This is a genomic window from Streptomyces sp. NPDC028907 (genome assembly GCF_055564995.1).
Map to the genome: position 1 here is coordinate 109,279 of NZ_JBVHVE010000016.1, position 21,876 is coordinate 131,154.

The 21,876-nt window shown below is 70.0% G+C and carries 13 protein-coding genes and 1 pseudogene; 11 read left to right on the forward strand and 3 right to left on the reverse strand.

Annotated features, from left to right (window positions below):
- The first annotated feature begins 35 nt into the window (after positions 1–35).
- Positions 36–245 (forward strand): MbtH family protein, encoded by a 210-nt coding sequence (locus tag ACZ4UU_RS37065; protein WP_471907811.1) that lies wholly within the window; start codon positions 36–38, stop codon positions 243–245.
- Positions 235–1,467, forward strand: a complete 1,233-nt coding sequence (locus tag ACZ4UU_RS37070) for a cytochrome P450 (RefSeq protein WP_471907812.1) — start codon at positions 235–237, stop codon at positions 1,465–1,467. The genes ACZ4UU_RS37065 and ACZ4UU_RS37070 overlap by 11 nt, the downstream gene beginning before the upstream one ends.
- Before the next feature lie 53 nt (positions 1,468–1,520).
- Here the strand turns inward: ACZ4UU_RS37070 and ACZ4UU_RS37075 are convergent, their stop codons facing one another.
- Positions 1,521–3,917, reverse strand: a complete 2,397-nt coding sequence (locus ACZ4UU_RS37075) for a non-ribosomal peptide synthetase (protein ID WP_471907813.1) — start codon at positions 3,915–3,917, stop codon at positions 1,521–1,523.
- 343 nt (positions 3,918–4,260) lie between these two features.
- Here ACZ4UU_RS37075 and ACZ4UU_RS37080 point away from each other — a divergent pair, with 343 nt between their 5' ends.
- The 8 genes and pseudogenes from ACZ4UU_RS37080 to ACZ4UU_RS37115 all read left to right on the forward strand — a co-directional run bounded on the left by ACZ4UU_RS37080 (position 4,261) and on the right by ACZ4UU_RS37115 (position 17,857).
- Positions 4,261–5,460, forward strand: a complete 1,200-nt coding sequence (locus ACZ4UU_RS37080; protein ID WP_471907814.1) for a MalY/PatB family protein — start codon at positions 4,261–4,263, stop codon at positions 5,458–5,460.
- 198 nt (positions 5,461–5,658) lie between these two features.
- Positions 5,659–7,587: a B12-binding domain-containing radical SAM protein gene (locus ACZ4UU_RS37085; protein ID WP_471907815.1), complete on the forward strand. Its 1,929-nt coding sequence runs from the start codon at positions 5,659–5,661 to the stop codon at positions 7,585–7,587.
- A gap of 332 nt (positions 7,588–7,919) precedes the next feature.
- The gene (locus ACZ4UU_RS37090) at positions 7,920–13,091 is read left to right on the forward strand and encodes a DUF6531 domain-containing protein (RefSeq protein WP_471907896.1); all 5,172 of its coding nucleotides are present in this window, start codon (positions 7,920–7,922) and stop codon (positions 13,089–13,091) included.
- Positions 13,092–13,116: 25 nt separating this feature from the next.
- On the forward strand, positions 13,117–13,434 hold the full coding sequence (locus ACZ4UU_RS37095) for a hypothetical protein (protein WP_471907816.1): 318 nt from the start codon (positions 13,117–13,119) through the stop codon (positions 13,432–13,434).
- A 230-nt stretch (positions 13,435–13,664) separates the two neighbouring features.
- Positions 13,665–14,750: a PP2C family protein-serine/threonine phosphatase gene (locus tag ACZ4UU_RS37100; protein ID WP_471907817.1), complete on the forward strand. Its 1,086-nt coding sequence runs from the start codon at positions 13,665–13,667 to the stop codon at positions 14,748–14,750.
- 96 nt (positions 14,751–14,846) lie between these two features.
- Positions 14,847–15,006, forward strand: a pseudogene (locus tag ACZ4UU_RS37105) (MarR family transcriptional regulator); the annotation flags it as partial.
- A gap of 164 nt (positions 15,007–15,170) precedes the next feature.
- Entirely contained in the window at positions 15,171–15,887 is a 717-nt protein-coding gene (locus ACZ4UU_RS37110) for a hypothetical protein (RefSeq protein WP_471907818.1), read from the forward strand.
- Positions 15,888–16,477: 590 nt separating this feature from the next.
- Positions 16,478–17,857, forward strand: a complete 1,380-nt coding sequence (locus ACZ4UU_RS37115; protein WP_471907897.1) for a DEAD/DEAH box helicase — start codon at positions 16,478–16,480, stop codon at positions 17,855–17,857.
- Positions 17,858–17,960: 103 nt separating this feature from the next.
- Here the strand turns inward: ACZ4UU_RS37115 and ACZ4UU_RS37120 are convergent, their stop codons facing one another.
- Positions 17,961–19,181 carry a metallophosphoesterase gene (locus ACZ4UU_RS37120; protein WP_471907819.1) on the reverse strand — a complete coding sequence of 407 codons (1,221 nt, stop codon included), beginning with the start codon at positions 19,179–19,181 and terminating at the stop codon, positions 17,961–17,963.
- 259 nt (positions 19,182–19,440) lie between these two features.
- Here ACZ4UU_RS37120 and ACZ4UU_RS37125 point away from each other — a divergent pair, with 259 nt between their 5' ends.
- Complete coding sequence (locus tag ACZ4UU_RS37125) at positions 19,441–19,566, forward strand: hypothetical protein (protein ID WP_471907820.1); 126 nt, start codon at positions 19,441–19,443, stop codon at positions 19,564–19,566.
- A 72-nt stretch (positions 19,567–19,638) separates the two neighbouring features.
- Here the strand turns inward: ACZ4UU_RS37125 and ACZ4UU_RS37130 are convergent, their stop codons facing one another.
- Complete coding sequence (locus ACZ4UU_RS37130) at positions 19,639–21,117, reverse strand: non-reducing end alpha-L-arabinofuranosidase family hydrolase (protein WP_471907821.1); 1,479 nt, start codon at positions 21,115–21,117, stop codon at positions 19,639–19,641.
- Between the last annotated feature and the right edge of the window lie 759 nt (positions 21,118–21,876).

Here is a 21,876-nt window from a genome sequence, read left to right on the forward strand (position 1 = left end):
CGCCGGCATCCTGCCCGACCTGTCAGGAGACACCTGTGAGAAGTCCCTTCGACGCCCCGGCCGACACCGCGGGCCGCTTCCTCGCTCTGGTCAACGACCGGCACGAGTACTCGCTGTGGCCCGCGGCGGCGGACGTGCCGGCAGGGTGGTCGGTCGCGTACGGGCCGGCCGCCCGGGTGGACTGCCTGGAGCTGATCGAACGATCCTGGGCGGACGACCTCATCGGGGCATCGCATGACCGCTGACATCACCGGCACCGTCGGCGGGCCCACGATTCCCTTCCACATGATCGATCCGGCCGTGCACCCGGACCCGGACGCCTGCGACACCTGGCGCCGACTGCGGGAGGAGCACCCGGTCGTCCGGTGCGAGACCGGCAACGGCGGCCCGGGGTTCTGGGCGGTCACGCGCTACCGTGACATCGCCGCGGTCTACCGGGACACCGCGCGGCTCAGTTCGGAGCAGGGCAACATGCTCGGCACCCTGCTCACCGGCGGGGACTCAGCGGGCGGCCAGATGCTGGTGGTCACCGATCCGCCCCGGCACACCGCCCTGCGCCGCATGCTGATGGGCGCGTTCTCGGCCCGGGCCATGGCCCCGGTCGTGGACGGCGTGCGGACCGCTACCCGCAGCCTGGTGGCGGCCCTGGTGGACGCCGGCGGGGGCGACTTCGTCGCCGATGTCGCGGCGCAGATCCCGCTCGTCGCGATCTGCGAGCTGCTCGCCGTGCCGCCCTCGGACCGTGCCGCGATGCTGGAGATGACCATGGCCGCGCTGGGCGCGGACGGTTCCCAGGAGTCCCAGGAGGAGGCCGCGCAGGCCCAGCAGGAGATCCTGCTCTACTACGCCGGACTGCTCCCCGGTCGCCGCAAGGCGCCCGGGGAGGACATCGTGAGCCTGCTCGCGACCGAGGAGGCCGACGGTGCCCGGCTCAGCGACGCCGAGGTGCTGCTGAACTGCTACAACATCATCATCGGCGGCGACGAGACGACACGGCTGTCGTCGGCGGGGGCGGCGCTGGCACTGATGGAGCATCCGGAGCAGTGGGAGCGACTGCGCCGGGACGAGGGGCTGCTCGACCCCGCGGTGGAGGAGGTGCTGCGCTGGACGACTCCGGTGACGCACATCGGCCGTACCGCCACGGTGGACATCGAGCTGAGGGACCGGCGGATCCCCGCCGGCAGCATCGTCACGCTGTGGAACATCTCGGCGAACCGGGACGCGGAGATCTTCGAGGATCCCTACCGCTTCGACATCTCCCGTACCCCGAACCGGCACCTGACCCTCGGCCACGGCCCGCACTTCTGCCTGGGGGGACCGCTGGCCCGGGTGGAACTGCGAGTCATGCTGGAGGAGTTGCGCGGTCAGGTCGGTGAACTGGAGCCGGCCGGGCCGGTCGAGCGGATGACCTCCAGCTTTCTGACCGGCGTCAGCCGGCTCCCGGTGCGATGTTCGGCGGGCTCGTGACGGGCCGGGGCGGGCGGCCCGCCACGGTGCTGCCCGCCGGTGCGGCCGGCCGGTCAGGCGGAGTCGCCGGGCCGCCCGGCGTCCGGGTCGCCCACGGTGTCCGCCAGATGCCCGGCCAGCTCCCGCAGGGTCGGATACCGGTACAGGTCCGCCAGGGTGAAGCCCGGTATCAGCGTCATGGTGCGCATCGCCTTCATCGAGTCGCCGCCGAGCATGAAGAAGTCGTCGTCCCGGCGCACCGACGCGACGCCCAGGACCTCCTGCCAGACCGTGCCGAGCCGTGCTTCCCAGGGGCCCTGCGGCCGGTCCTCGGCGGGCACCGCGAGGTCCGGTCCGGCCGGTCCGGGCGCGAACGCGGCGGGAAGGGCCTTGCGGTCGATCTTGCCGTTGGGGCTGAGGGGCATCGCCGGCAGCGTGAGCAGGGCACCGGGGACCATGTGCGGCGGGAGCAGGGACGCCAGGTGCTCGCGTACGTCGTCGGCCCGGAAGCCGGCGCTCTCGTGCGGCACGGCGTACCCGACCAGCACCGGGGCGCCGGCGGCATCGGCCTGTGCCGTCACCACGGCCTCCTTGACCGCCGGGTGGGCGCGCAACGCCGCCTCGATCTCGGTGAGTTCGACGCGCAGGCCGTGGATCTTCACCTGCAGGTCGACCCGGCCGATCAGCTCGATCAGTCCGTTCGCGTCGAACCGGGCCAGGTCCCCGGTGCGGTAGAGGCGCTCGCTGACAGGTCCGTACGACCACGACAGGAAGCGCTCCGCGGTCCGCTCGGGCTGGTCCAGGTACCCGCGGGCGAGCCCGGTGCCGGCCAGGTACAACTCGCCCGTGACACCGGGGGGTACGGGCCGCAGGGCGTCGTCCAGGATGTACACCCGCTGGTTGGCCATCGGGCGCCCGTACGGGATGCTCGTCCAGGCCGGGTCGGTGGCCTCGACCTCGAAGACGGTCGAGTAGATGGACGCCTCCGTGGCGCCGCCGAGGGAGATGAAACGGCACTCGGGTGCGCGGGACCGGATCCGGTCCGGCATCCGCAGTGGGATCCAGTCACCGGCGAGCATCACCAGCCGCAGGTCGCGCAGGGGCAGCGCCCGGCCGGCCGGCTGCGGGTCGGCCCGCTGCTCGTCGGGTGCGGACCGTTCGGCGTGGTCGAGGTGTTCCAGGACCAGTTCCAGCAGCGCCGGCGCGGTGTTCCAGAGGGTGACCCGGTGGCGGGCCGACAGCTCGGCCCAGTGCCCGGGGTCCCGGGTGCGGCCGGGCGAGGGCAGCACCAGGGTGCCCCCGCCGACGGGCACGCCGAGGAATTCGTACACGGACATGTCGAAGCTCGGCGACGACAGGCCCAGGACGCTGTCGCCCGGTCCCACGTCGAAGCGGGTGTTGAGGTCCGCGATGTTGTTCATCACGCCGCGATGGCACAGCGCGATGGGCTTGGGCGTGCCGGTGGAGCCGGACGTGTGCATGACGTAGCAGAAGTTGTCCGGACCGGCCAGGGGATGCGGATCGTGGTCGGGCTCGGCTGCCAGCTCGTCGGCCGCGCGGTCGAGGACGATCAGATGGGCTCCGGGGCCCTCGGCCTTCGGGAGGCCGTCGGCGAGGTCGCTTCGGCTGATCACGGCCACGCAGGAGACGCCCGTGATCATGGTGGCCACGCGCGCGCTCGGGTAGCCGGGGTCGAGCGGTACGTAGGCGCCGCCCGCCTTGAGCACGCCGAGGATGGCGATCAGGAGATCGGGCGACTGGTCGAGGTACAGGCCGACCCGTTGGTCCGGGCCGACGCCGAGTCGCCGCAGTTGGTGGGCCAGCTGGTTGGCGGCCGTGTTGACCTGGCGGAACGTCAGCAGCTGGTCGTCCTGGGCCACGGCGACGGCGTCGGGGGCGCGCGCCGCCCGAGCCTCGAACGCCTCGTGCAGACACGATCGCGGGTGCGGCAGTTCCGCCGCGGTGTCGTTCCAGTCGACGAGGATCCGGTGCAGCTCGCTCTCGCCGAGGTACTCCAGCTCCGCCAGGGGCAGGTCCGGGCGGGCGAGTCCCTCGGCCAGCAGGGCGTGGAAATGGGTGAGCAGTCGCTCGGCCGTGGCGGCGTCGAAGACCGACTGGTCGTAGCGGAGTTCGACCGGCAGCGGACCCTCGCCGACGGCGGGCAGAACGAGCAGTGCCTCGTACGGGACGTCGGCCGGCACCGTCGCTCCGCTGCTGACGACCGTGCGGACGCGGCCCTCCGCGGGGTGCTCCTGTGCCGCTCCGGCGTCCTCCACCAGCGCGCGGAAGGTGGCCTCCCCGGTGACCGTCAGACGGACGGCGGTGTCGTCGGAGCGGTCCCGGCTCAGCCCGAGTTCGACGTGGTTGCGGCCGGTGTACCGGTACAGCAGAGCGGCGAACGCGGCGACGGCCACCCGTTCCCGGGTGGTGCCACAGGTCTTCGCCAGCGTCTCGAGGCCGGCGTCGTGCATCGCGGGGACATTCCGGCGCGCCGTTCCCGTGCGGCGCGGCTGGGAACCGCCGCTCGTCCGGTCGCCTGGGAGCTGAACGGCATAGAAAGTCAATTCCCCGCCTTCCGTCTCGGAGTTCCGGGCGGCGCATGCGCGTATTCGGCACGCGACCGGTCCCTGGCTGACGCATTGCCAAGTACATTGCGACAACGACTGGTTGGCGAGATTATCGATCACCTCCGGCCATCACAAGGTGACGAGCGTCACAGAATTTATTCGAGAAGTGGGAGCACAACCTGATGCAATGTCTTTCGGGGTATCGGCTCCGCAGCGGGACTTTCCCGAACGGCCGGGAGGTCGCACCATGAACTCCACCGCTTTGGCCGCGCAGTCGGCACTGGATTCTCTCGACATTGGCGAGTTGTCACGCCGGGACGGCGAGAAATGGGCGTACGCCGGAGCGGACGTGCTGGCCTCCTGGGTCGCGGACATGGACTTTCCCACGGCACCCGCGATCAGTGAGGCGGTGGCACGCCGCGTCGCGGGGGACCTCGGCTATCCGACGTGGTTCGACGAGTCGGAGGGTGGTCCGCTCGGCGAGGTGTTCGCCGAGCGCACCCGGCGCCGTCACGGACACACCCCGGACCCCACCCACGTGCGGCTGTTCACCGACATCAACCAGGCGATGCTGGCCGTCCTCCAGCTGGCCACCGCTCCCGGCGAGGCGGTGTTGGTGCACACCCCGGCCTGCCCCCCGTTCGTCGAGGTCATCGAGCGGATCGGGCGCCGGCCGCTGACGGTGCCGATCGAGGACGACGGCACGGGCTGGGGGTTCGATCCGGACCGGATGGAACGCGCCGTGGCGGATGCGGGATCCGGGCGGTGCCGCGCCCTGTTCCTGGTGAACCCGCACAACCCCACGGGCCGGGTGTTCAGGCGTGACGAGCTGGAGGCGCTCGCGGAGCTGGCGCTCCGTCACGACCTGCTGGTCGTCTCGGACGAGGTGCACGCGGATCTGACCCACGCCCCGCACCGGCACATCCCGTTCGCCTCCCTGGGCCCCGAGGTGGCGGCCCGCACCGTCACCCTGACCTCGGGCAGCAAGGCGTTCAACCTGGCCGGGATCCGCTGCGCGGTCGCCCATGTGGGCCCGAAGGCCGTGCGCGAGGCCGTCGACGCCCGGCGGGGCCTGCTCTTCGGTCAGGTCGGCGTGCTCGCGGTGGAGGCGCTCAAGGCCGCCTGGACCTCGGGCGATTCCTGGCTGGAGGAGGTCATGGCACTGCTCGACCGCAACCGCCACCGGGTGGCCGAGCGGCTGCCCGCGGGAGTGTCCTACCGGATTCCGGAGGCCGGATTCCTCGCCTGGCTGGACTGCCGCCGCCTGGACGTGGGCGACGATCCCATGGGCTTCTTCCGCGACGAGGCCAAGGTGCTGCTGTTCTCCGGCCCGTCCTTCGGCGCGGCGGGAAACGGATTCGTGCGCCTCAATTTCGGCACTTCCCTCAAGGTGCTCGACGAAACACTGGACCGTATGCACATCGCTGTCCGGCGCCTGCCGAAGTGACTGTCTTCTTTGTCCTGTTGACGCGCACCGGGCGCCGCCTAGTAAGGTGACAACAAAGATCACGGGGGTTTTCTTGATTACGCGCACGGTCGACAAACCATGCCAGTCGAACCGATTATCAGGTGCTCCGTGTCGGACCCGCACAACCGGGATCAGACGGCCAACTCAATCAGTGCCGTCTAACGATCCGGAGGGCTGATGACCATTCACACTGTCGAAAGCGTGCAATTCACCGGCGGAAATGTACGTGTACATCAGCCGGGGGAGGCGGCGGACCTCGCTTCCTTCCGGCAACTGCGCCGCGTACGCCGGGAGAGACTGCTCGACGACCTGACACGGGGACGCACGGCACGCCGCTACTTCCCGGTGCTGTCGGTCCTGGCACCCGTCATGACCCAGGCAGAGGGAGAGATCACCTATCCCGGTGATCCGATGTGCCTCTACGCGGCGCTCTGCGTGGCCGTGCACCGTGCCGTCGACGACGCGGGACCACTGACAGAGGCCACGCACTACACCGACTTCGCCCCCGAGTGGACCCGGTTACCGTCCAAGGAGTACCGGCTGGCCGCCGGAGCGGACGGCTACCGGCCGTACGGCAGCGACCCCAACACCGACCAGACGGTGTTCGACCCGCGGGTCTGGGACGACGCGGCCAGAGTGCGCTGGATCCGGCTGCTGCGCGAGGTGCGCCCCCGGGTGGTCCTGATCAGTGCGGTCTCTCCCGCACACCGCTACGCGCTGGAGATCGCCTCCCTCGTCAAGAGCGAGCTCCCGGAGGCCTTCGTCATCCTCGGCGGCCGGCACGCGGACGAGACCATCACCTGTACGCCGGACGGCCTGAGGCTCCTGCTGAAGCCCAGCAGCCCCCTGTCCGTCATCCAGGAGGGCAGGGCACCCCGGGTCGTCGACGCCGTCGTGACCGGCGAGGCCCAGCACGCGGTGGACCTGCTGATGCGGGCCGTGGCCCTCGCCGTCGACCTCGACCGGCAGTGGGTGGACCGCGATCGCGTCCTCGGACTCCTCCAGGGGCTGCTCGCCGAGGAGGGTCCCGGGCCGGGCCAGGCCCTGGCCGTCCTCGCCTCGGACGACGGCTTCGACGCCGTACCGCTGCGCGGTCGCACGCTCGACCTCGCCGAACTCCCCTCGCCCTACGAGGCGTTCGCGATCCGCTCGCACTTCCCGATCTTCACCGCACCCGACACCGGCGCGGTCCTGCGCACCGCCCACTTCATGGTGTCCAACGCCTGCCCGTACCGCTGCAACTTCTGCTCGGAGTCGGTGCAGGTGGCGGGCACCCTGAAGCGCTTCAAACACGACCCGATCAGCACGGCGGCCGAGCGGGTCTGCGAGTACGTCCACTACGGCGCCGAGTCGCTCTTCTTCGACGACTCCGTGTTCTGGAGCGGACGTTACCGGGACATCGAGGAGTTCTGCGACGCACTGGCCGAGCTGCGGGCGGTGGACGCCGAGCGGATCCCCGCCCGTTTCCGGGCGCGCCTCGGCGATCCCGACGACCTCGGACGGCTGCGCGGGCTGCAGTGGGGTGCCCAGCTCACCGTGGACACGCTCGTGGCCCTGCACTCGCCCGAGCAGTCCGCCGAGATCCTGCGGAAGATGAAGGCCGCCGGATGCACCTACGTCTACATGGGCATCGAGAGCATGTCGACGCAGGTCATGGACCACATCCACAAGAACCTCCGCCGGGACGAGACCCGCCCCTGGAAGGCGAAGGTCAGGGAAGCCGCCCGGCTGGTGAAGGAACAGGGGCTGCAGCTGGGCACCTCGGTTCTCTTCGGCCTGGACGGCGAGACACGGGCCAGCATCGACGAGACCATCCACGAGGTGGGGCGGCTGATCGACGACGGTTTGATCGACCTGGCCAGCCCCAACATCCTCACGTACCATCCCGCGACCCCGGTCACCGCCCAGCACGGCATGCAGGACCGGCTCGACTACCACTCGCCCCGCATCGACAACCGAAAGCCCTACATCTACTTCGAGGAGGCCTTCCCCGGGGTGGTGTCGGTCCTTCTCTCGGAGGACGACATCTGGCACATCCACAACGAGACACGCATCCACTGGGGCACCGTCCGCAACGGATCGTCTCCGACCGAGGCGGTCGCGTGATCCTCCGGTTGCACGACCCGGGAGGAGTACGCCCGTTCCCGGCGTCCGGACATGAGGACCGGATCCAGCCGTTTTTCCTGCCGTGCGTTACTGCGAACGCTTTATGGATCAACATCACCGAGTCTTGATCACTACTGACTCCCAGGTGATGCACCATGCGCACACAAGCACGAAGACTCGGCACGGCCTTCCTGGCCTTCGTTCTCCTCGCGACAGCCGCTGCCGCCCCGTCCTGGGCGGCGGCGCCCCGGGAGGGGCCGGGCGGTGCCGGGGCGGGCACCGCCCAGGTCGAGGCCCGCACGGCCGAGGACCTGCCCGATCCACCCGAGGCGATGACGCTGGCCGAGCGTCGCAAGCAGGTCGCGAAGGGCCGGCACGAACTGTCGCCCATGCGGGGCTACATGACCGCGCCGGAGCGGAAGGCCAAGGGCACGCCGCAGGGTAGGCCGGACACGGAGCGCATCGAGCGCGGTCCCGCCGCCGAGACGGGCACGTCCGCGCAACGCCTCGCCGCGGCGCCCGGGAACCCGGTCTCGGTGTCGGCCTGGGCGACGGCGTACCCCGGCATGCTCTCGATCGGCGGGCAGGTGAAGCTGCCGATGAGGGGATCGACGTACACCGGGATGTGGCTGTACGTCCTGGACGAGGCGGGCGCCCCCGTCGTCCAGCAGGAGATCAAGAAGTCCTCCGACGACCCCAGCGGGGAGACCCCGGACACCGGCGCCTGGTGCTACGACTGGTGGTCGAGCAACTCCTACCCCACCGACCAGTGCTTCTGGTGGGCCGGCGGTGAACTGGGCGGAATCCTGCAGGACGGCAAGAAGTACTACGCCTGGGTCTTCCTGAACAACGCCGACGGCTCGAGCCCGGGCGGCACCACCTCGCCGCTGGTGGAGGCCTTCTACACGCCCGGCATCCCCGGCGCGGCGGCGGGCATCTGCACCTGCTACGCCCAGGCCCACCGCGCCGACCCGGTCAACACGGCGACCGGCATGTTCTACGAGCAGCTCACCGACGCCTCCCTGACGGGGCCTGGTGTGCCGCTGTCCCTGGAGCGCACCTACCGGTCGGACTCGACGGCCACCGGTCTGCTGGGGCGCGGTTGGACGACGCCGTTCGACGCGCGGCTGACCCTCGCCACGGGGAAGGCGACGTACCGGACGGGCGACGGTGCGTCGTTCGTGTTCACGCAGGCGAGCGACGGCGCGTACACGGCCCCGGCGGGCACGACGGCCAAGCTGGTCAAGGGGACGAGCACGTACACGATCACCACCCCGGACCACACGGTGCGGACCTTCGACAACGCCGGTCTGCTGACCTCCGTGGTCGGCGCGGCGGGCAAGGGCCTGAGCCTGACGTACGCGTCGGGCAAGCTCGCCTCCGTCAAGGACGCCGCCGGCCGCACCACCTCCTTCATACCCGGCACCGACGGACTGCTGTCCGAGGTGAGCCTGCCGGACGGCACATCGGTCTCGTACGGCCACACCGACGGCCTGCTGACCTCGGTGACCGACCCGGCCGGCCGGACGTCCTCGTACACGTACGACACGAACAAGCGGCTGTCGTCCTACACCGACCCGGCGGGCGGCAAGGTCAGCAACGCCTACGACGGCGCGGGCCGCATCAAGTCCCAGACCGACCAGAACGGCAGGACCACCACGTTCACCTGGGACGGCAAGAGCGAGTCGCACACCACCGCGCCCGACGGCGGCGTGTGGACGGACGTCTACGCCGACAACGTCCTCATGGAGACGATCGACCCGTACGGCAAGAGCATCACCTACGACTACGACCGTCGGCTGCGCCCCGCCGCCATCACCGACCAGCGCGGCAACACCACCGGGATGACGTACGACACCGCGGGGCGGATGCTCACCCGCACCGCACCGGCCGCGCTCGGCTACAAGGAGAGCTGGGGCTACGACACCGCGGGCAACCTCACCAGCCACACGGACGGCCGCGGCAACAAGACGACGTACGCGTACACCGCGAACCGGCTGACGTCGGCGACGGACCCCACGGGCGGCAGGACCGCCTACACGTACACCGCGCTCGGCTCGCTGGAGACCGTGACGAGCCCGCGCGGCAAGGTCACCAGGTACGGGTACGACACCGAGGGCAACCGGACGTCGGTCACCACGCCGCTGGGCGAGAAGACGACGTTCACGTACGACAAGGCGGGCCGCGTCCTGACCAGGACCGACCCGCGTGGCAACGCCTCCGGCGCCGACCCGGCCGCGTACACCACCAAGTACACCTATGACGGCCGCGGTCTGCTCAGCTCGGCCACGGACGCCCTGGGCCGTACGACGACCTATGAGTACAACGGCGCCGAGCAGTTGACGTCGGTGCGCAACCCGGCGGGCGAGACCGCCACGCTCGGCTACGACGACGCGGGGAACCTGACCCGGACCACCGACCAGGCGGGCAAGTCCCTCACCCGCGCCTACGACGCGAGCGGACGGCTCGCCTCCGAGACCGACGCGGCCGGCGGCCGGACCACTTACACGTACGACAAGGTGGGCCGACTGCTCAGCAGTGTCTCGCCGCGCGGGAACGTCTCCGGCGCCGACCCGGCCGCCTACACCACCTCCTACGCCTACGACGCGGCCGGCAACCTCACCGAGACCACCGGTCCCACCGGCGCGACGACGAAGACGGCCTACGACGCGATCAACCGGCCGCTCGTGGTCACGGACCCGCTGGGCCACACCACCGGCTACACCTACGACGCCAACGACAACGTCACCAGGACCACCGACGCCGCGGGCCGGACGACCACCGCCGGCTACGACAAGAACAACCGCCTCAGCAGCAGCACCGACCAACTGGGCAAGACCACGACCTACGCCTACGACGCCGACGGCAACCTGCTCAGCCGCACCTCCCCGCTCGGCCACAAGTCGAGCTGGACCTACGACGCCGACGGCCGCCAGGCCACCGAGGTCGATCCGCGCGGCAACGCCACCGGCGCCGACCCCGCCCAGTACACGACGACGTACGGCTACGACCCCGCGGGCAACCCCACCAAGGTCACCAACCCGCTCGGCGGGGTGACCACGACCGCCTACGACGCCCTCGGCAAGGTCGTCGAGCGCAAGGACGCCGACGGGCGAACCACCTCCTACGGCTACGACGACCTGGACCAGCTGACCAAGGTCACCGCCCCCGACGGCGCGGTCACCGCCTACGGTTACGACAAGCTCGGCAACCTCACCGAGCGCACCGACGCGGGCGGCCACACCACCGCGTACGGCTACGACGCGATGCACCGCCTCACCTCGGTCACCGACCCGCTGGACCGGAGGACGACCTACGCGTACGACGCGGAGGGCAACGTCACCACGAAGACCACGCCCCGCGGCACCACCGGGTACACCTACGACCCGCGCGGTCTGCTCACCGAGATCGACTACTCGGACGCCACCCCCGACGCGACCTTCGGCTACGACGCCGCCGGGCAGCTGACCGCCCGCGCGAACTCCAAGGTCTCCGAGGACTTCGGCTACGACGCGGTCGGCAATCTGACCAAGACGCGCGGCTTCGCCTACACCTATGACGCCGCCGGGCAGATGCTCACCCGCAAGTACTCCGACGGCAACACGCTCACATACACGTACGACGCCGACGGCCGCACCGCGACGATGGCGGCCGACGGCAGGACCACCACGTACACCTGGGACCCGGCCGGCCGTCTGGTCAGGTCGGCCCTGCCCAACACCGAGACCGAGGACCGCACTTACGACCGGGCGGGCAGGGTCACCGCGGTGACCGCCGCCAAGGCGGGCGTCACGGTCACCAAGACCGCGCTGACGCTGTCCGCGGCGGGCCTGCCCTCGCGCGTCGACGTCACCAGGGCCGGCGTCGGCACCGGTGGCTACGACCTCACCTATGACCCGGCCGGCCGGCTCACCTCCGGCTGCGCGCCGCAGCCCTGGGTCACCGGCTGCCCCGCGGGCCGCACCACGTCCTACACCTACGACAAGGTCGGCAACCGGCTGACCTCCACCCTGGGCACCGCCTCGACCAGCTACACCTACGACGCGGCCGACCAGCTCACCTCGACCACCACCGGCACCACGACCACCGACTACGACCACGACGCCGAAGGCAACCGGACCAAGGCCGGCGCCGACGCCTATACGTACGACCTGGCCGGACAGATCTCCGCCGCCACCGTCGCAGGCGCCGAATACACCTACGACCACGACGCGAGCGGCAACCAGGTCACCACTGTCAAGGACGGCGCGGTCACCAGCCGTACCCAGTGGGACCCCAACGCCCCGCTGCCGATCCTGGCCACCGAGTACGACAGCGCCTGGGCGGTCAAGCAGTCCTACCGCTACGACCCGCTCGGCCAGCCCACCGCCACCAAGACCGGCGCCGGGGCGCTCTTCTACTACCACCACGACACCCAGGGCTCCCCGGTCGACGTCGCCGGCAGCACCGGGACCCTCCACCAGCGCTGGGCCTACGACTCGTTCGGCACCCGCGTCCTGAACACCACCACCGCCGGGGCGCCCGCGAGCACCCCGTCGTACACCGGCGCCCGGTACGAGACCAGCACCGGCCATCTCGACCTGCACGCCCGCCAGTACGACACCACCACCGGCCGTTTCACGCGGTCCGATCCGGCGGCCCGGGACCTGTCGACTCCGTACGTCTCCGCCTACGCCTACGCCGACAACGTGCCCAGCGTGCTCACCGACCCCAGCGGTCTGACCCCCGACGACCCGAACAACGAGCGGGTCGACAGCCTCGGCGAGGCGCTCGGCATCTTCGGCGACGCCTTCGTCGACGTCGCCAAATCACCCTTCGTGTTCCTCGGGGACCTGGAGGACGCGTTCAGCGGTGAGAACGGCGGCGCAAACGCGTTCATCGACAAATACCTTCCCGTCCGACCCGCCTACCGGCTGTATCGCGCCGAGTACATGCTCCGGCAGCAGGGCTGCGACGCGCTCGCCGATCTGTACGCGGAGACCGCCGACGAACTCGCCCAGCAGCTGGTCCTCACGGGGGTCGGCGGGCTGACGGGGTGGCGGCGGGCCGCGGTGGCCACGGAGCGGGAGTTGCAGTCCGGCGGCTCGTCCTTCCGGCGGCCGCGCAGCGAGATGGACTTCGAGCTGGAATGGGCGGACCACGCCTATGACGCGATCCGTGCCGACGCCCAGCTCGACCGGGTGGCGCAGACCGCGGCATCGCACGGCTATTCCGCGGCCGACATCAATCAGATCTACAACCACCTGTTCATCGAAACGCATCAGCTCGACGCGGGAATGCTGCGATTCGACGCCAATCCCCGTATCGCCAGGGCCTGGGAACGGCTCCAGAACGGAAATCCGCACCCCAGTGATTTCGATCTGCTCGCACATGAACTGTACGAGTCGAACTGGATGCGTCAGCACGGCGACCAGAACTATCGCCGCGCCCACCAGGCAACCCTGGACGCCGGCCACACCTGGGACGAACATGCGCCCGCGGCGGACGGTATAGGGTTCAGATGATCAGATCCCTGGAGCGAGCGAACTGGTGGAAATCCCCGTGACAGCATCACTGACGTGCAGGAAGATTCACTCTCTCGAAGTGGGATCCGTCTACGCCTGGGAAACCGCGGAAGGGGTCACCGGAAACATCCTGATCGACCCGGAAGGATCAGTCGCCCGTCCCTGCACACCGGAGGGAATAATCCTCGGCGACATGCTCCTCGACAAAAAGATCGGGAATGTGGAAAACCCCGACCCGGACCCGAAACTCCGTCGCTCTTTCCTGGTTGCGGCAGCGGTGATCCTCCAGGAGGGGGAGCGGCAGGGGCAACTGCCTGACAGGGTCACCCGTACCTACTGGTAGGCACCACGTCACCATCCGGTGGGGAGTTGTGACGCCGGGGTGTGGCGGCTCCGCGCGCCGTGGTCGCCTTCCACGGGTCGGAAATGCGGGCTCTCGGACTCGATTGGATAAAGGACCGGCGCTGGGAGCCGCCTCGTGCCCCCTACGTTTGCATAGTCTAAAGATGGGGGAGGGGCGTCTGCGGAGGAATCGGGCGGCTCTCGAGTGCCGGGACACTACTGGGGTGCGTCATGACCGACCAGAGGCCTTCGTCGAACGGGACGCTGTCCTGCCTGCCTGTTGCGGTGATGGCGGTGGTCGCGGTCGTGGATGTCGTGGCCGGGCCCGGGGTAGGGCTCCTGCCGCTCGTGTCGCTCGGGCCCGCGTTCTCGGGCCTGGTCGGCGGATGGCGGCGTACGGCACTGATCGGTGTGGCGGCCTTGGTGCTGTGTGTCGGACTCGGGCTCTACAACGGGCTGTTCGAGGGGCGTCGCGGATACACCGCGATGGCGTCGGTGGCCGGGGTGACCGGTGCGGGTATCGCGGCGGCCGTGATGCGTTCGCGCCGGGAGGCGGAGCTGGCCAGTGTGCGGTCGATCGCGGAGGTGGCCCAGCGGGTGCTGCTGCGGCCGGTGCCGCTGACCGCGGGGCCGTTGCAGGCGGCGGTGTCGTACACCTCTGCTGTCGCCGAGGCTCGGATCGGCGGAGATCTGTACGAGGTGGTGGCCTCGCCGCACGGCGTCCGGGTGATCGTGGGCGATGTGCAGGGCAAGGGGCTGGCCGCGGTGGAGACGGCCGCGGTGGTGCTCGGCGCCTTCCGGGAAGCCGCCCACGACGAGCCAGACCTGCTGGGAGTCGGCGAGCGCGTGGAGCGCAGCGTGGCCCGGGAACTCGAGGGAGAGAAGTTCGTCACCGCGGTCCTGGCCGAGATCAGCTCGGACGGTGAGGTCGTCTTCCTCAACTACGGCCACCCCGCCCCGATGCTCGTACGCTGCGACGGCAGCGTCGACTTCCCCAAGCCGCCCTCGTACGCCCTCCCGTTGGGCCTGGGTGCGCACGGCATGGAGGGTCCGAAATCCTATCGCGTGGACTTCGCCCCGGGCGAGCAACTGCTGCTGTACACGGACGGCGTCACCGAAGCCAGAGACGAGGAGGGCCGCTTCTATCCGCTGGGCGAGCGCGCGCGCCTGTTGAAGGACTCGGACGCGCACCGCGCTCTGGAGACGCTGCGCGAGGACCTGGTCCACCATTCCGCCGGCCCACCCCACGACGACGCCGCGATGCTCCTGCTCCGCTACCACGGTCACGGGGAAGGAAAGTCTGTTCCCATCCGGTGAGTGAGCAGGGACTTCGGCGCTGTAGAAAGGACGCATGCCGGAGCACGAGATGGCCAGGCGGCCACGGACGATGTCGACGCGGTCACCCGCGCGGTCCTGACCGCGTCGCGCCTGCTGGTGGTGCTGTCCACCCCGTGGTGCCACCAAGCTGGTGGGGCTCGCCGATCTGCTCGGCGTCGCGCCGTCCACCGCGATGCGCATGGTCGACCGGCTGATCGCGGCCGGACTCGCCGACCGGCGGACCGATCCTGGCAACGTTTCGCATAATGCAAGGGAACGGTTGGGTTCCGCTCACTGCCCGAACCCGGCGACGCGGTCCGCTCCGTGTGTCCGGCTGCAGGCGGTGCGGATGCCGCGCGCCTGGCGGCAGGAAGCAATGCCGTCAACGGGACAGGGAACGAAACGGGGAGTGGGACGCACATGCGCAGACCGCGTCGCCCCCTGCCCGCGCCCGACCCGCACCTGATGGCACACCTTCGGTCCACGGTCTGGGGCCCGGCGGAGTTCGTCGGTCTGCCGCCGTGGTGGCTCGTCGGAAAAGGGCTTCTCGCCGGGCTTCTCGGGGCGGCGGCCATCGTCGGCACCGCACTCGCCGGTGCCTGGTACGGGGTACCCGCGCTGGCCGACGGTGAGGCCGGCTTGGTCTGCGTCGGCGCCCTCGCCCTGTATCTCCGCCTTGTGCGGGCCGGGCGGGCGTTGATCGGTGTGGTCGCGGTGCTCGGTGTGTGCCTCGCGCTCCAGGCGCCGCAGGCAGCTGTGGGTGCGGTGCTTGCGGAGCGCGGGCGAGTGGAGTCCGCGGTCGTGACCTCGGTCGAGGGCGGGCCGGGGGCTGTCTCCAGCCGCGGCCGTTACCTCTGCTCAGTGGTCGGCCGGGACGGCGTACCGCTCCAGGTACGTATCTGGCGGGGGTGCGGGCAGTTCACCAGGCCGGGGGACGCCCTGGCCGTCGTGTACGACCCCGAGGAGCGGGTCCCCCCGCGCGGGGTGGAGGCGGGAGCCTCGGGGACGCGAGCGCTGCACGGTCTGGGCGGCTGGACCGCGGCCCTGGTCACCGGGTGCGTGGTCGCGGTCGTCCGCTCCTGTCGCCTGACGCACAGTACGACCACTCCCTCTCAGGATGGCGCCCCGCCGGCCTGATACTTCGGCCGGCGGGCCGCGCACGTCATCGGGTTCACTGGTCAAGGGCATACGTCACCCGGTACGGGCCCGCACGTGGCACGTGGCCCGTGGAGAAGGTTGCTGCCGACCTGTGGAACGCGCTCAACTCACGGGACGTCGCCGGTGCGGTGGCCGCTCATGTGCACTCCAACGCGGCGACGCACCGCCGCACAGGCACCCAGCCGCGTACGCGAGTACGGCTGGGAGCGCGGTGCGTGGGAGATGTTCAAGGACGTCTTCGACCCGTTTCGGGCTCTCGGACAGCCAGCCCGATCCCTTCCATGGTGGCGGGGGTGGCCCCGAGTACTGGCCTAGCGGCAGACATCTCTCGAGACAGTCCGCGCAGCCCGGTCCGGCTGTTGTTCCTCGGCTGAGCGGCGCGACCAGGGGAGGCCAGGGCGGCGTGCCCCGTGCTAGCGTTACGCGTTTACAGCATCGCTGTGTCGGTCTCCGTTCGGTGTCTCTGGTTGGTGGCCGCGTCCCTGCCGCGCCTTCCTCGGTACGGTCCCTTCGGAGGAAGGCTCTCTGTGAGCGAATCAGCACGTGCCGATGCCCAGCAGCAGGACGATGTGTCCGAGGCGTCGGGCGCCACTTCGGCGGTGCCCACGGCGGCGTCCTTCGCGCAGCTGGGGCTGCCGGCCGAGGTTCTGCGGGCGCTGGATGAGCGCGGTGTGACTGTGCCCTTCCCCATCCAGGCGGCGGCGCTGCCGAAGGCGCTCGCGGGACGGGACGTCCTGGGCCGGGGCCGCACAGGATCCGGCAAGACGCTCGCCTTCGGCCTGGGGATGCTCGCCCGGACGGCCGGGCGGCGCGCGCAGCCGAAAGAGCCGCTGGCGCTCGTTCTGGTGCCTACCAGGGAGCTGGCGCAGCAGGTCGGTGAGGCGCTCACTCCGTATGCCGAGGCGCTGCGGCTGCGGCTCGCGACCGTGGTGGGCGGAGTGTCCATCGGACGGCAGGCCGCCGTGCTGCGGGATGGCGCCGAGATCGTCGTCGCCACGCCTGGTCGGCTGCACGACCTCATCGAGCGCAAGGCCTGCCGACTGGGACGGGTGCGCATCGTGGTCCTGGACGAGGCCGACCAAATGTGTGACATGGGGTTCCTTCCGCAAGTCACCGAAATCCTGGACCAGGTGCGTCCCGACGGGCAGCGGATGCTGTTCTCTGCCACCCTCGACCGCGACGTCGACCAGCTGGTGCAGCGCTACCTGCGCGATCCCGCCGTCCACTCCGTGGACCCCTCGTCCAGCGCGGTCTCTGCGATCGAGCACCACGTCTTCGTCGTGCACGGCCCGGACCGGTACGCCGTGACCACGGAGATCGCCGCTCGGGACGGCCGCGTCCTGCTGTTCCTGGACACCAAGCACGGCGTCGACCAGCTCACGCGGCATCTGCGGGCCAGCGGCGTCGCCGCCGCCGCCCTGCACAGCGGGAAGTCCCAGCCGCAGCGCACCCGGACCCTGGCCCAGTTCAAGAACGGGCAGGTCACCGCCCTAGTGGCGACGAACGTCGCCGCACGCGGCCTGCACGTCGACGACCTCGACCTTGTGGTCAACGTCGACCCGGCCACCGACCCGAAGGACTACCTGCACCGCGCAGGCCGCACGGCCCGGGCCGGCCGCTCCGGCACCGTCGTGACACTCGTCCTGTCGGCACAGCGCCGCGAGACGAGCCAGGTGATGGCGGACGCCGAAGTCGCCCCCAAGGTCACCAAAGTGCGGTCCGGCGAGGCGGAGCTGAGCCGGATCACCGGCGCCAAGGCCCCCTCCGGAAAGCTGCTTGACGGCGGGCCGGCTGTACAGCGACCCAAGAACCACAACGCCCCGTTCCGTGGCCTGGGCAGCACCAAGGACGCCAAGGGCGGTTCCGGTGGCAGTCCATCCCGCAAGAGCAGCGAGGCCCGCAAGCTTGCGGAGGCCCGCAAAGCGGCCCGGGTGCGGCGCGGCGGCTGAGACCGGCGTCCCGGACTGCCGGGCGGTGTCTTCGTCCCTGGCAGTCGACGCGCACCCGTCGGCTCGTGAACTGCCCCAAGCGGATGTGTTGGCCCGCCGAGTGCTACGGCGAGGTGGGCAGGTGTGGGGAGCGGAGCACGAGCAGGGTGATCTCGCTGGGGGCGAAGACGCGGAACGGCGGGCCCCAGAAGCCGGTGCCGCGGCTGGTGTAGAGGAGGGTGCGGGTGCCGTGGTGGCTGAGGCCGGTGAGGGCGGGCTGGTCGATGCGGACCAGGTGGTGGAAGGGCCAGATCTGGCCGCCGTGGGTGTGGCCGGAGAGTTGGAGGTCGATGCCGGCGGCTGCCGCCCGGTCGACGAACTTCGGCTGGTGTGCCAAGAGCAGGACGGGTAGGTCGGGGTCGGCACCGTTCAAGGCTCCGGCGAGGTGGGCGCGGTGGCCTGCCAGGCCGGAGGACTCGGCGGTGACGTCGTCCACGCCGGCGACCACGAGTGTGTCGCCTCCGCGTTCGAGCAGCAGATGGCGGTTGCGCAGCGGCTCCCAGCCCAGCTCGCCCATCAGGTCGACCCAGCCCTGGGCCTCGCTGTAGTACTCGTGGTTGCCGGTGACGTATACCCGGGCCCGGGTGGCTCGCACGGTACCGAGTGGGGCGGCCTGGGCGCGGCGGCGTTCGGCCGTGCCGTCCGCGATGTCGCCGGTGTGGCAGACCAGGTCGGCTTCGAGAGTGTTCACCGTCTCGCAAACCCGCGCCGACCAGCGGGCGCGATCGAGGGGGCCGTAGTGGGTGTCGGTGATGAGGACGACGCGGAGGCCGTCCAACCCGGCACCCAACCGCGGGAGTCGCACGTCGAGTCGGCGCACGCGCGGCACGCGGCGGGCTTCGGCGTACCCCCAGGCGAGCAGTACGGCGGTGATGCCGAGGACGGCCCAAGTGACGATTCGGGCCCGGCCCTGACTGTCGTCGACGTCGGCCACGGTCAGGGCGAGCCGCAAGGGGACGCCGAGCAGAACGGACCAGGTGAACAGAACCCAGCTGGTGCCCAGGAGGGTGTCACCGACGATCGCCGCCCGGTCCTGCTGGCGCCGACCGTGGCCGCGCCCCATCGCGAGCGGCATACCGACGAGGCCGAGGGCGAACAGGGCGGTGCCGACCAGCGTGACGGGCAGCGGCCAGCGCTGGCCGGTGTGCAGGAGCACCCAGCAGGGCACGGCCCACAGCAGGACGGGGGCGATCAGGGGGATGTAGCGCATCAGGCGGTGCAGTCGGCTTTGCCGCGGAGCTTGCACTTCTTCCTCGGCGGGCCGGGTATTGCTGGTGTCGGTCACGCTTCCCCTCCCTGACCGGGCTGCCGTCTCGCGCACTGTATCCGGTCACCCTCCGGCCGGCCGGACCGGCGTTCATGGGCGCGGCCCCTAAGGGCGAAGGGTTCTCTGCGGGATGGCAGGACTCCACCGCAGACACTTCCCTCGGCATGAGTCGCGATCAGGGCGCTACTGCCCCGGCTTGGTATCGCCGCCAGCGGAGCCTCCTGGCTGGTCCGCGACGACGTGTTGGGGTGATAACTCGCACCGGTGCCATCGCCGCGTGTACCAGCGCATCGCCGCCCACGACCAGAGCGGTGCGGCCGAGACGATGTTCACCCACATCACCGAAGCCTCGTTGGCCGCCCCCACGCTCCGTCGCCGTATGAGCGCTGACGTTGTCGCGTGACCTGGGCGGGCTCGGCCTTCCGCCGCGCCCGCCACGCCGGCTCCATACCGGAGCCGGACTCGTGTCACGCCGTCAGCGCCGCAGTGTCAGCAGACCCGGACGGTAGGGCCATTGGCCGTAGTCGCCGCCCGAGTTGGGGTTGCGTCCCTGGTAGAGGAACTGCAGGTTGCAGGGATCGACGGTGAAGGTCTGATCGGCGCTGGTGCGGATCAGTTCGCCATGGCTGATGTCGTTGGTCCAGGTGGCGCCGCTGTTGGCCTTGCCGGCGAAGGGGTTGCTCTCGGTCGCGGCCTGGGGTGTCCATGAGCCGTTCAGACCGGTGGCCGTGAACGAGCGGAAGTAGCGGCCCTGCGAACCCCTCGCCTCGACGATCATGAGGTAGCGGTTCTGGCCCTGGAGCTTGTAGACCTGCGGGGCTTCGAACAGGTTGTCCGCCGTATCGCTCATGATTGTCGTGTAGGTCGAGCCGAAACTGCTCGGGAAGTTCCCGATCGGCATGCCGGCCCGGTAGATCTTGCCGTTGTCACCGGCGAAGAACAGGTACATGTTCGTGCCGTCAGCGATCAGCGTCTGGTCGATGGGTCCTGTTCCGGAGTCGGGGATGCTTCCGGAGAAGAGCACCTTCTGTGCTGACCAGCCATTGGGGTTGGTGGGGTCGCTCGACGTCCGGTAGGAGAAAGCGCTCCCACCGCCCCACTGGTAGGCGAGCACCCAGATGTTCTTCGGCGCGAAGTAGAAGAGCGTGGGCGCGACGGTGGAAGCCGACATCGTGTTCTGGCCGGCCGAGGCCATCTCCGGCCAGTTGGTGAACAGACCGAAGTTCATCGAACCCCAGCCCACTCCCGTTCCCGCGGCGCCGTGCGTCGTCGCATAGACGAGATGCTTGCCGTTGTAGGGGGCGACGGTGAAGTCCTTGAGCGAGGCCCACCCGGCCTTGGGCTGCGCCAGCGCGCCCGTAGATGTCCAGCGGTATGTCGACGGCAGACCGCACGTGCCGGGGTTGTCGCCGCCGACCTTGACGAGCCGCCACTGCTGGTTGGCGCCGCCCCAGTCGTCGTACTGGACGATGTTCGCGTTGTCGGCGGTGGAGGCGCCTTGTACTTCCAGAGCCTTGTTGCTGTGGCGCGAGAGAAGCCGCACGTAACCGTCCGAGCTGTCGGCCAGCCGCCACTGCTGGTTGGTGGCGTTCAGGTCGGCCCACTGGACGATCGAGCCGCCGTTCGCGGTGGACCAGTTGTGGACATCCAGCACCTTGCCCGAGTGGCTGGACTTGATGCGGTAGTAGCCGCCCCCGGAATCGACGAACTGCCACTGCTGCTGGTTCTGATCGTTCCTGGTCCACTGGGTGATGCGGGCGCCGTCGTCGGTCGCCATGTTGTAGACGTCCAGGGCCTTGCCGCTGTTGCGGTTGACCAGCACATAAGAGGCGTTGGGGTCCACGGTGGCCGCGTCGGCGGGCTGGGCACCGAGGAAGGTGGCCACGAGCAGCAAGGGCGCAAGGACGGCGAGTAAGCGTCTTGGACGGACCGGGGACGGGTGGCGAAACCGCATCAGAGGGCCTCCTTTGGAGGGCAGGGGTGAGGTGACCCCGATGAACCGCGGAGCGGACGTGCCGGGGGCCAGGGGGCCAGGGGACCAGGGGACCAGGGGAACCATCTCGAAATGTTTCGAAGAATTCCCGAATGCTTGACGCCACAAGCTAGGAATACGGGGCCCTCTGGTCAAGGTCTGTCGTCGATCTGTCCACAAACAGCGCCTCCCCTTTGGGCTTGACGAGTTGTCGCGCCGACCGGAAGCACTCCGGAGTTCGCGATAAAGCTCCAGGCCCTGGCTCTACGGGCATCCGTCGACAGCGGCGCCGGGGGTTCGCCGTCCGGCTCGGCGGGTTCCGAATGTTTCGGGCACAGAATCGAAACTTATTCTGCAGAGAGTGTTGACTATCCATCGTCAATACCTCAACCTTCCCTGTCTGAGAGCCCGGCCATAGTCCTGTCGAACCACGTCGGCCCTGGGCAATCTGTGCTGTACAGAAGATCCGCGCACAGCTGCACGACAGATCCGCGCACCAAAGCACCTGCGCCACCCCGTCACGTTCCGGTGAGGTTCGCACCAGCGCATCCTGGCCTCTTCGCGCAGTTGGAGAGGTGCGCGACGCCGCGTGGCGGTCCCCCCGGCTGAGCCGCGATGGAGTGCCCCATGCCTGCGTCGAAACACCGCCGCCGCCCGCTGTACGTCACCCGACGGCCGACCGGGTGCCGTTCGTGCCGGTTGAGATCGTCCCGGTCCCATGACCGCGGTGTCCGGTGATTC

Coding starts and splice junctions, on each gene's coding strand:
- ACZ4UU_RS37070 (WP_471907812.1), top strand. CDS start 235: ATGACCGCTGACATCACCGGCACCGTCGGCGGGCCCACGATTCCCTTC.
- ACZ4UU_RS37100 (WP_471907817.1), top strand. CDS start 13,665: ATGACCGACCAGAGGCCTTCGTCGAACGGGACGCTGTCCTGCCTGCCT.
- ACZ4UU_RS37085 (WP_471907815.1), top strand. CDS start 5,659: ATGACCATTCACACTGTCGAAAGCGTGCAATTCACCGGCGGAAATGTA.
- ACZ4UU_RS37130 (WP_471907821.1), bottom strand. CDS start 21,117: ATGCGGTTTCGCCACCCGTCCCCGGTCCGTCCAAGACGCTTACTCGCC.
- ACZ4UU_RS37080 (WP_471907814.1), top strand. CDS start 4,261: ATGAACTCCACCGCTTTGGCCGCGCAGTCGGCACTGGATTCTCTCGAC.
- ACZ4UU_RS37110 (WP_471907818.1), top strand. CDS start 15,171: ATGCGCAGACCGCGTCGCCCCCTGCCCGCGCCCGACCCGCACCTGATG.
- ACZ4UU_RS37075 (WP_471907813.1), bottom strand. CDS start 3,917: ATGCACGACGCCGGCCTCGAGACGCTGGCGAAGACCTGTGGCACCACC.
- ACZ4UU_RS37090 (WP_471907896.1), top strand. CDS start 7,920: ATGACGCTGGCCGAGCGTCGCAAGCAGGTCGCGAAGGGCCGGCACGAA.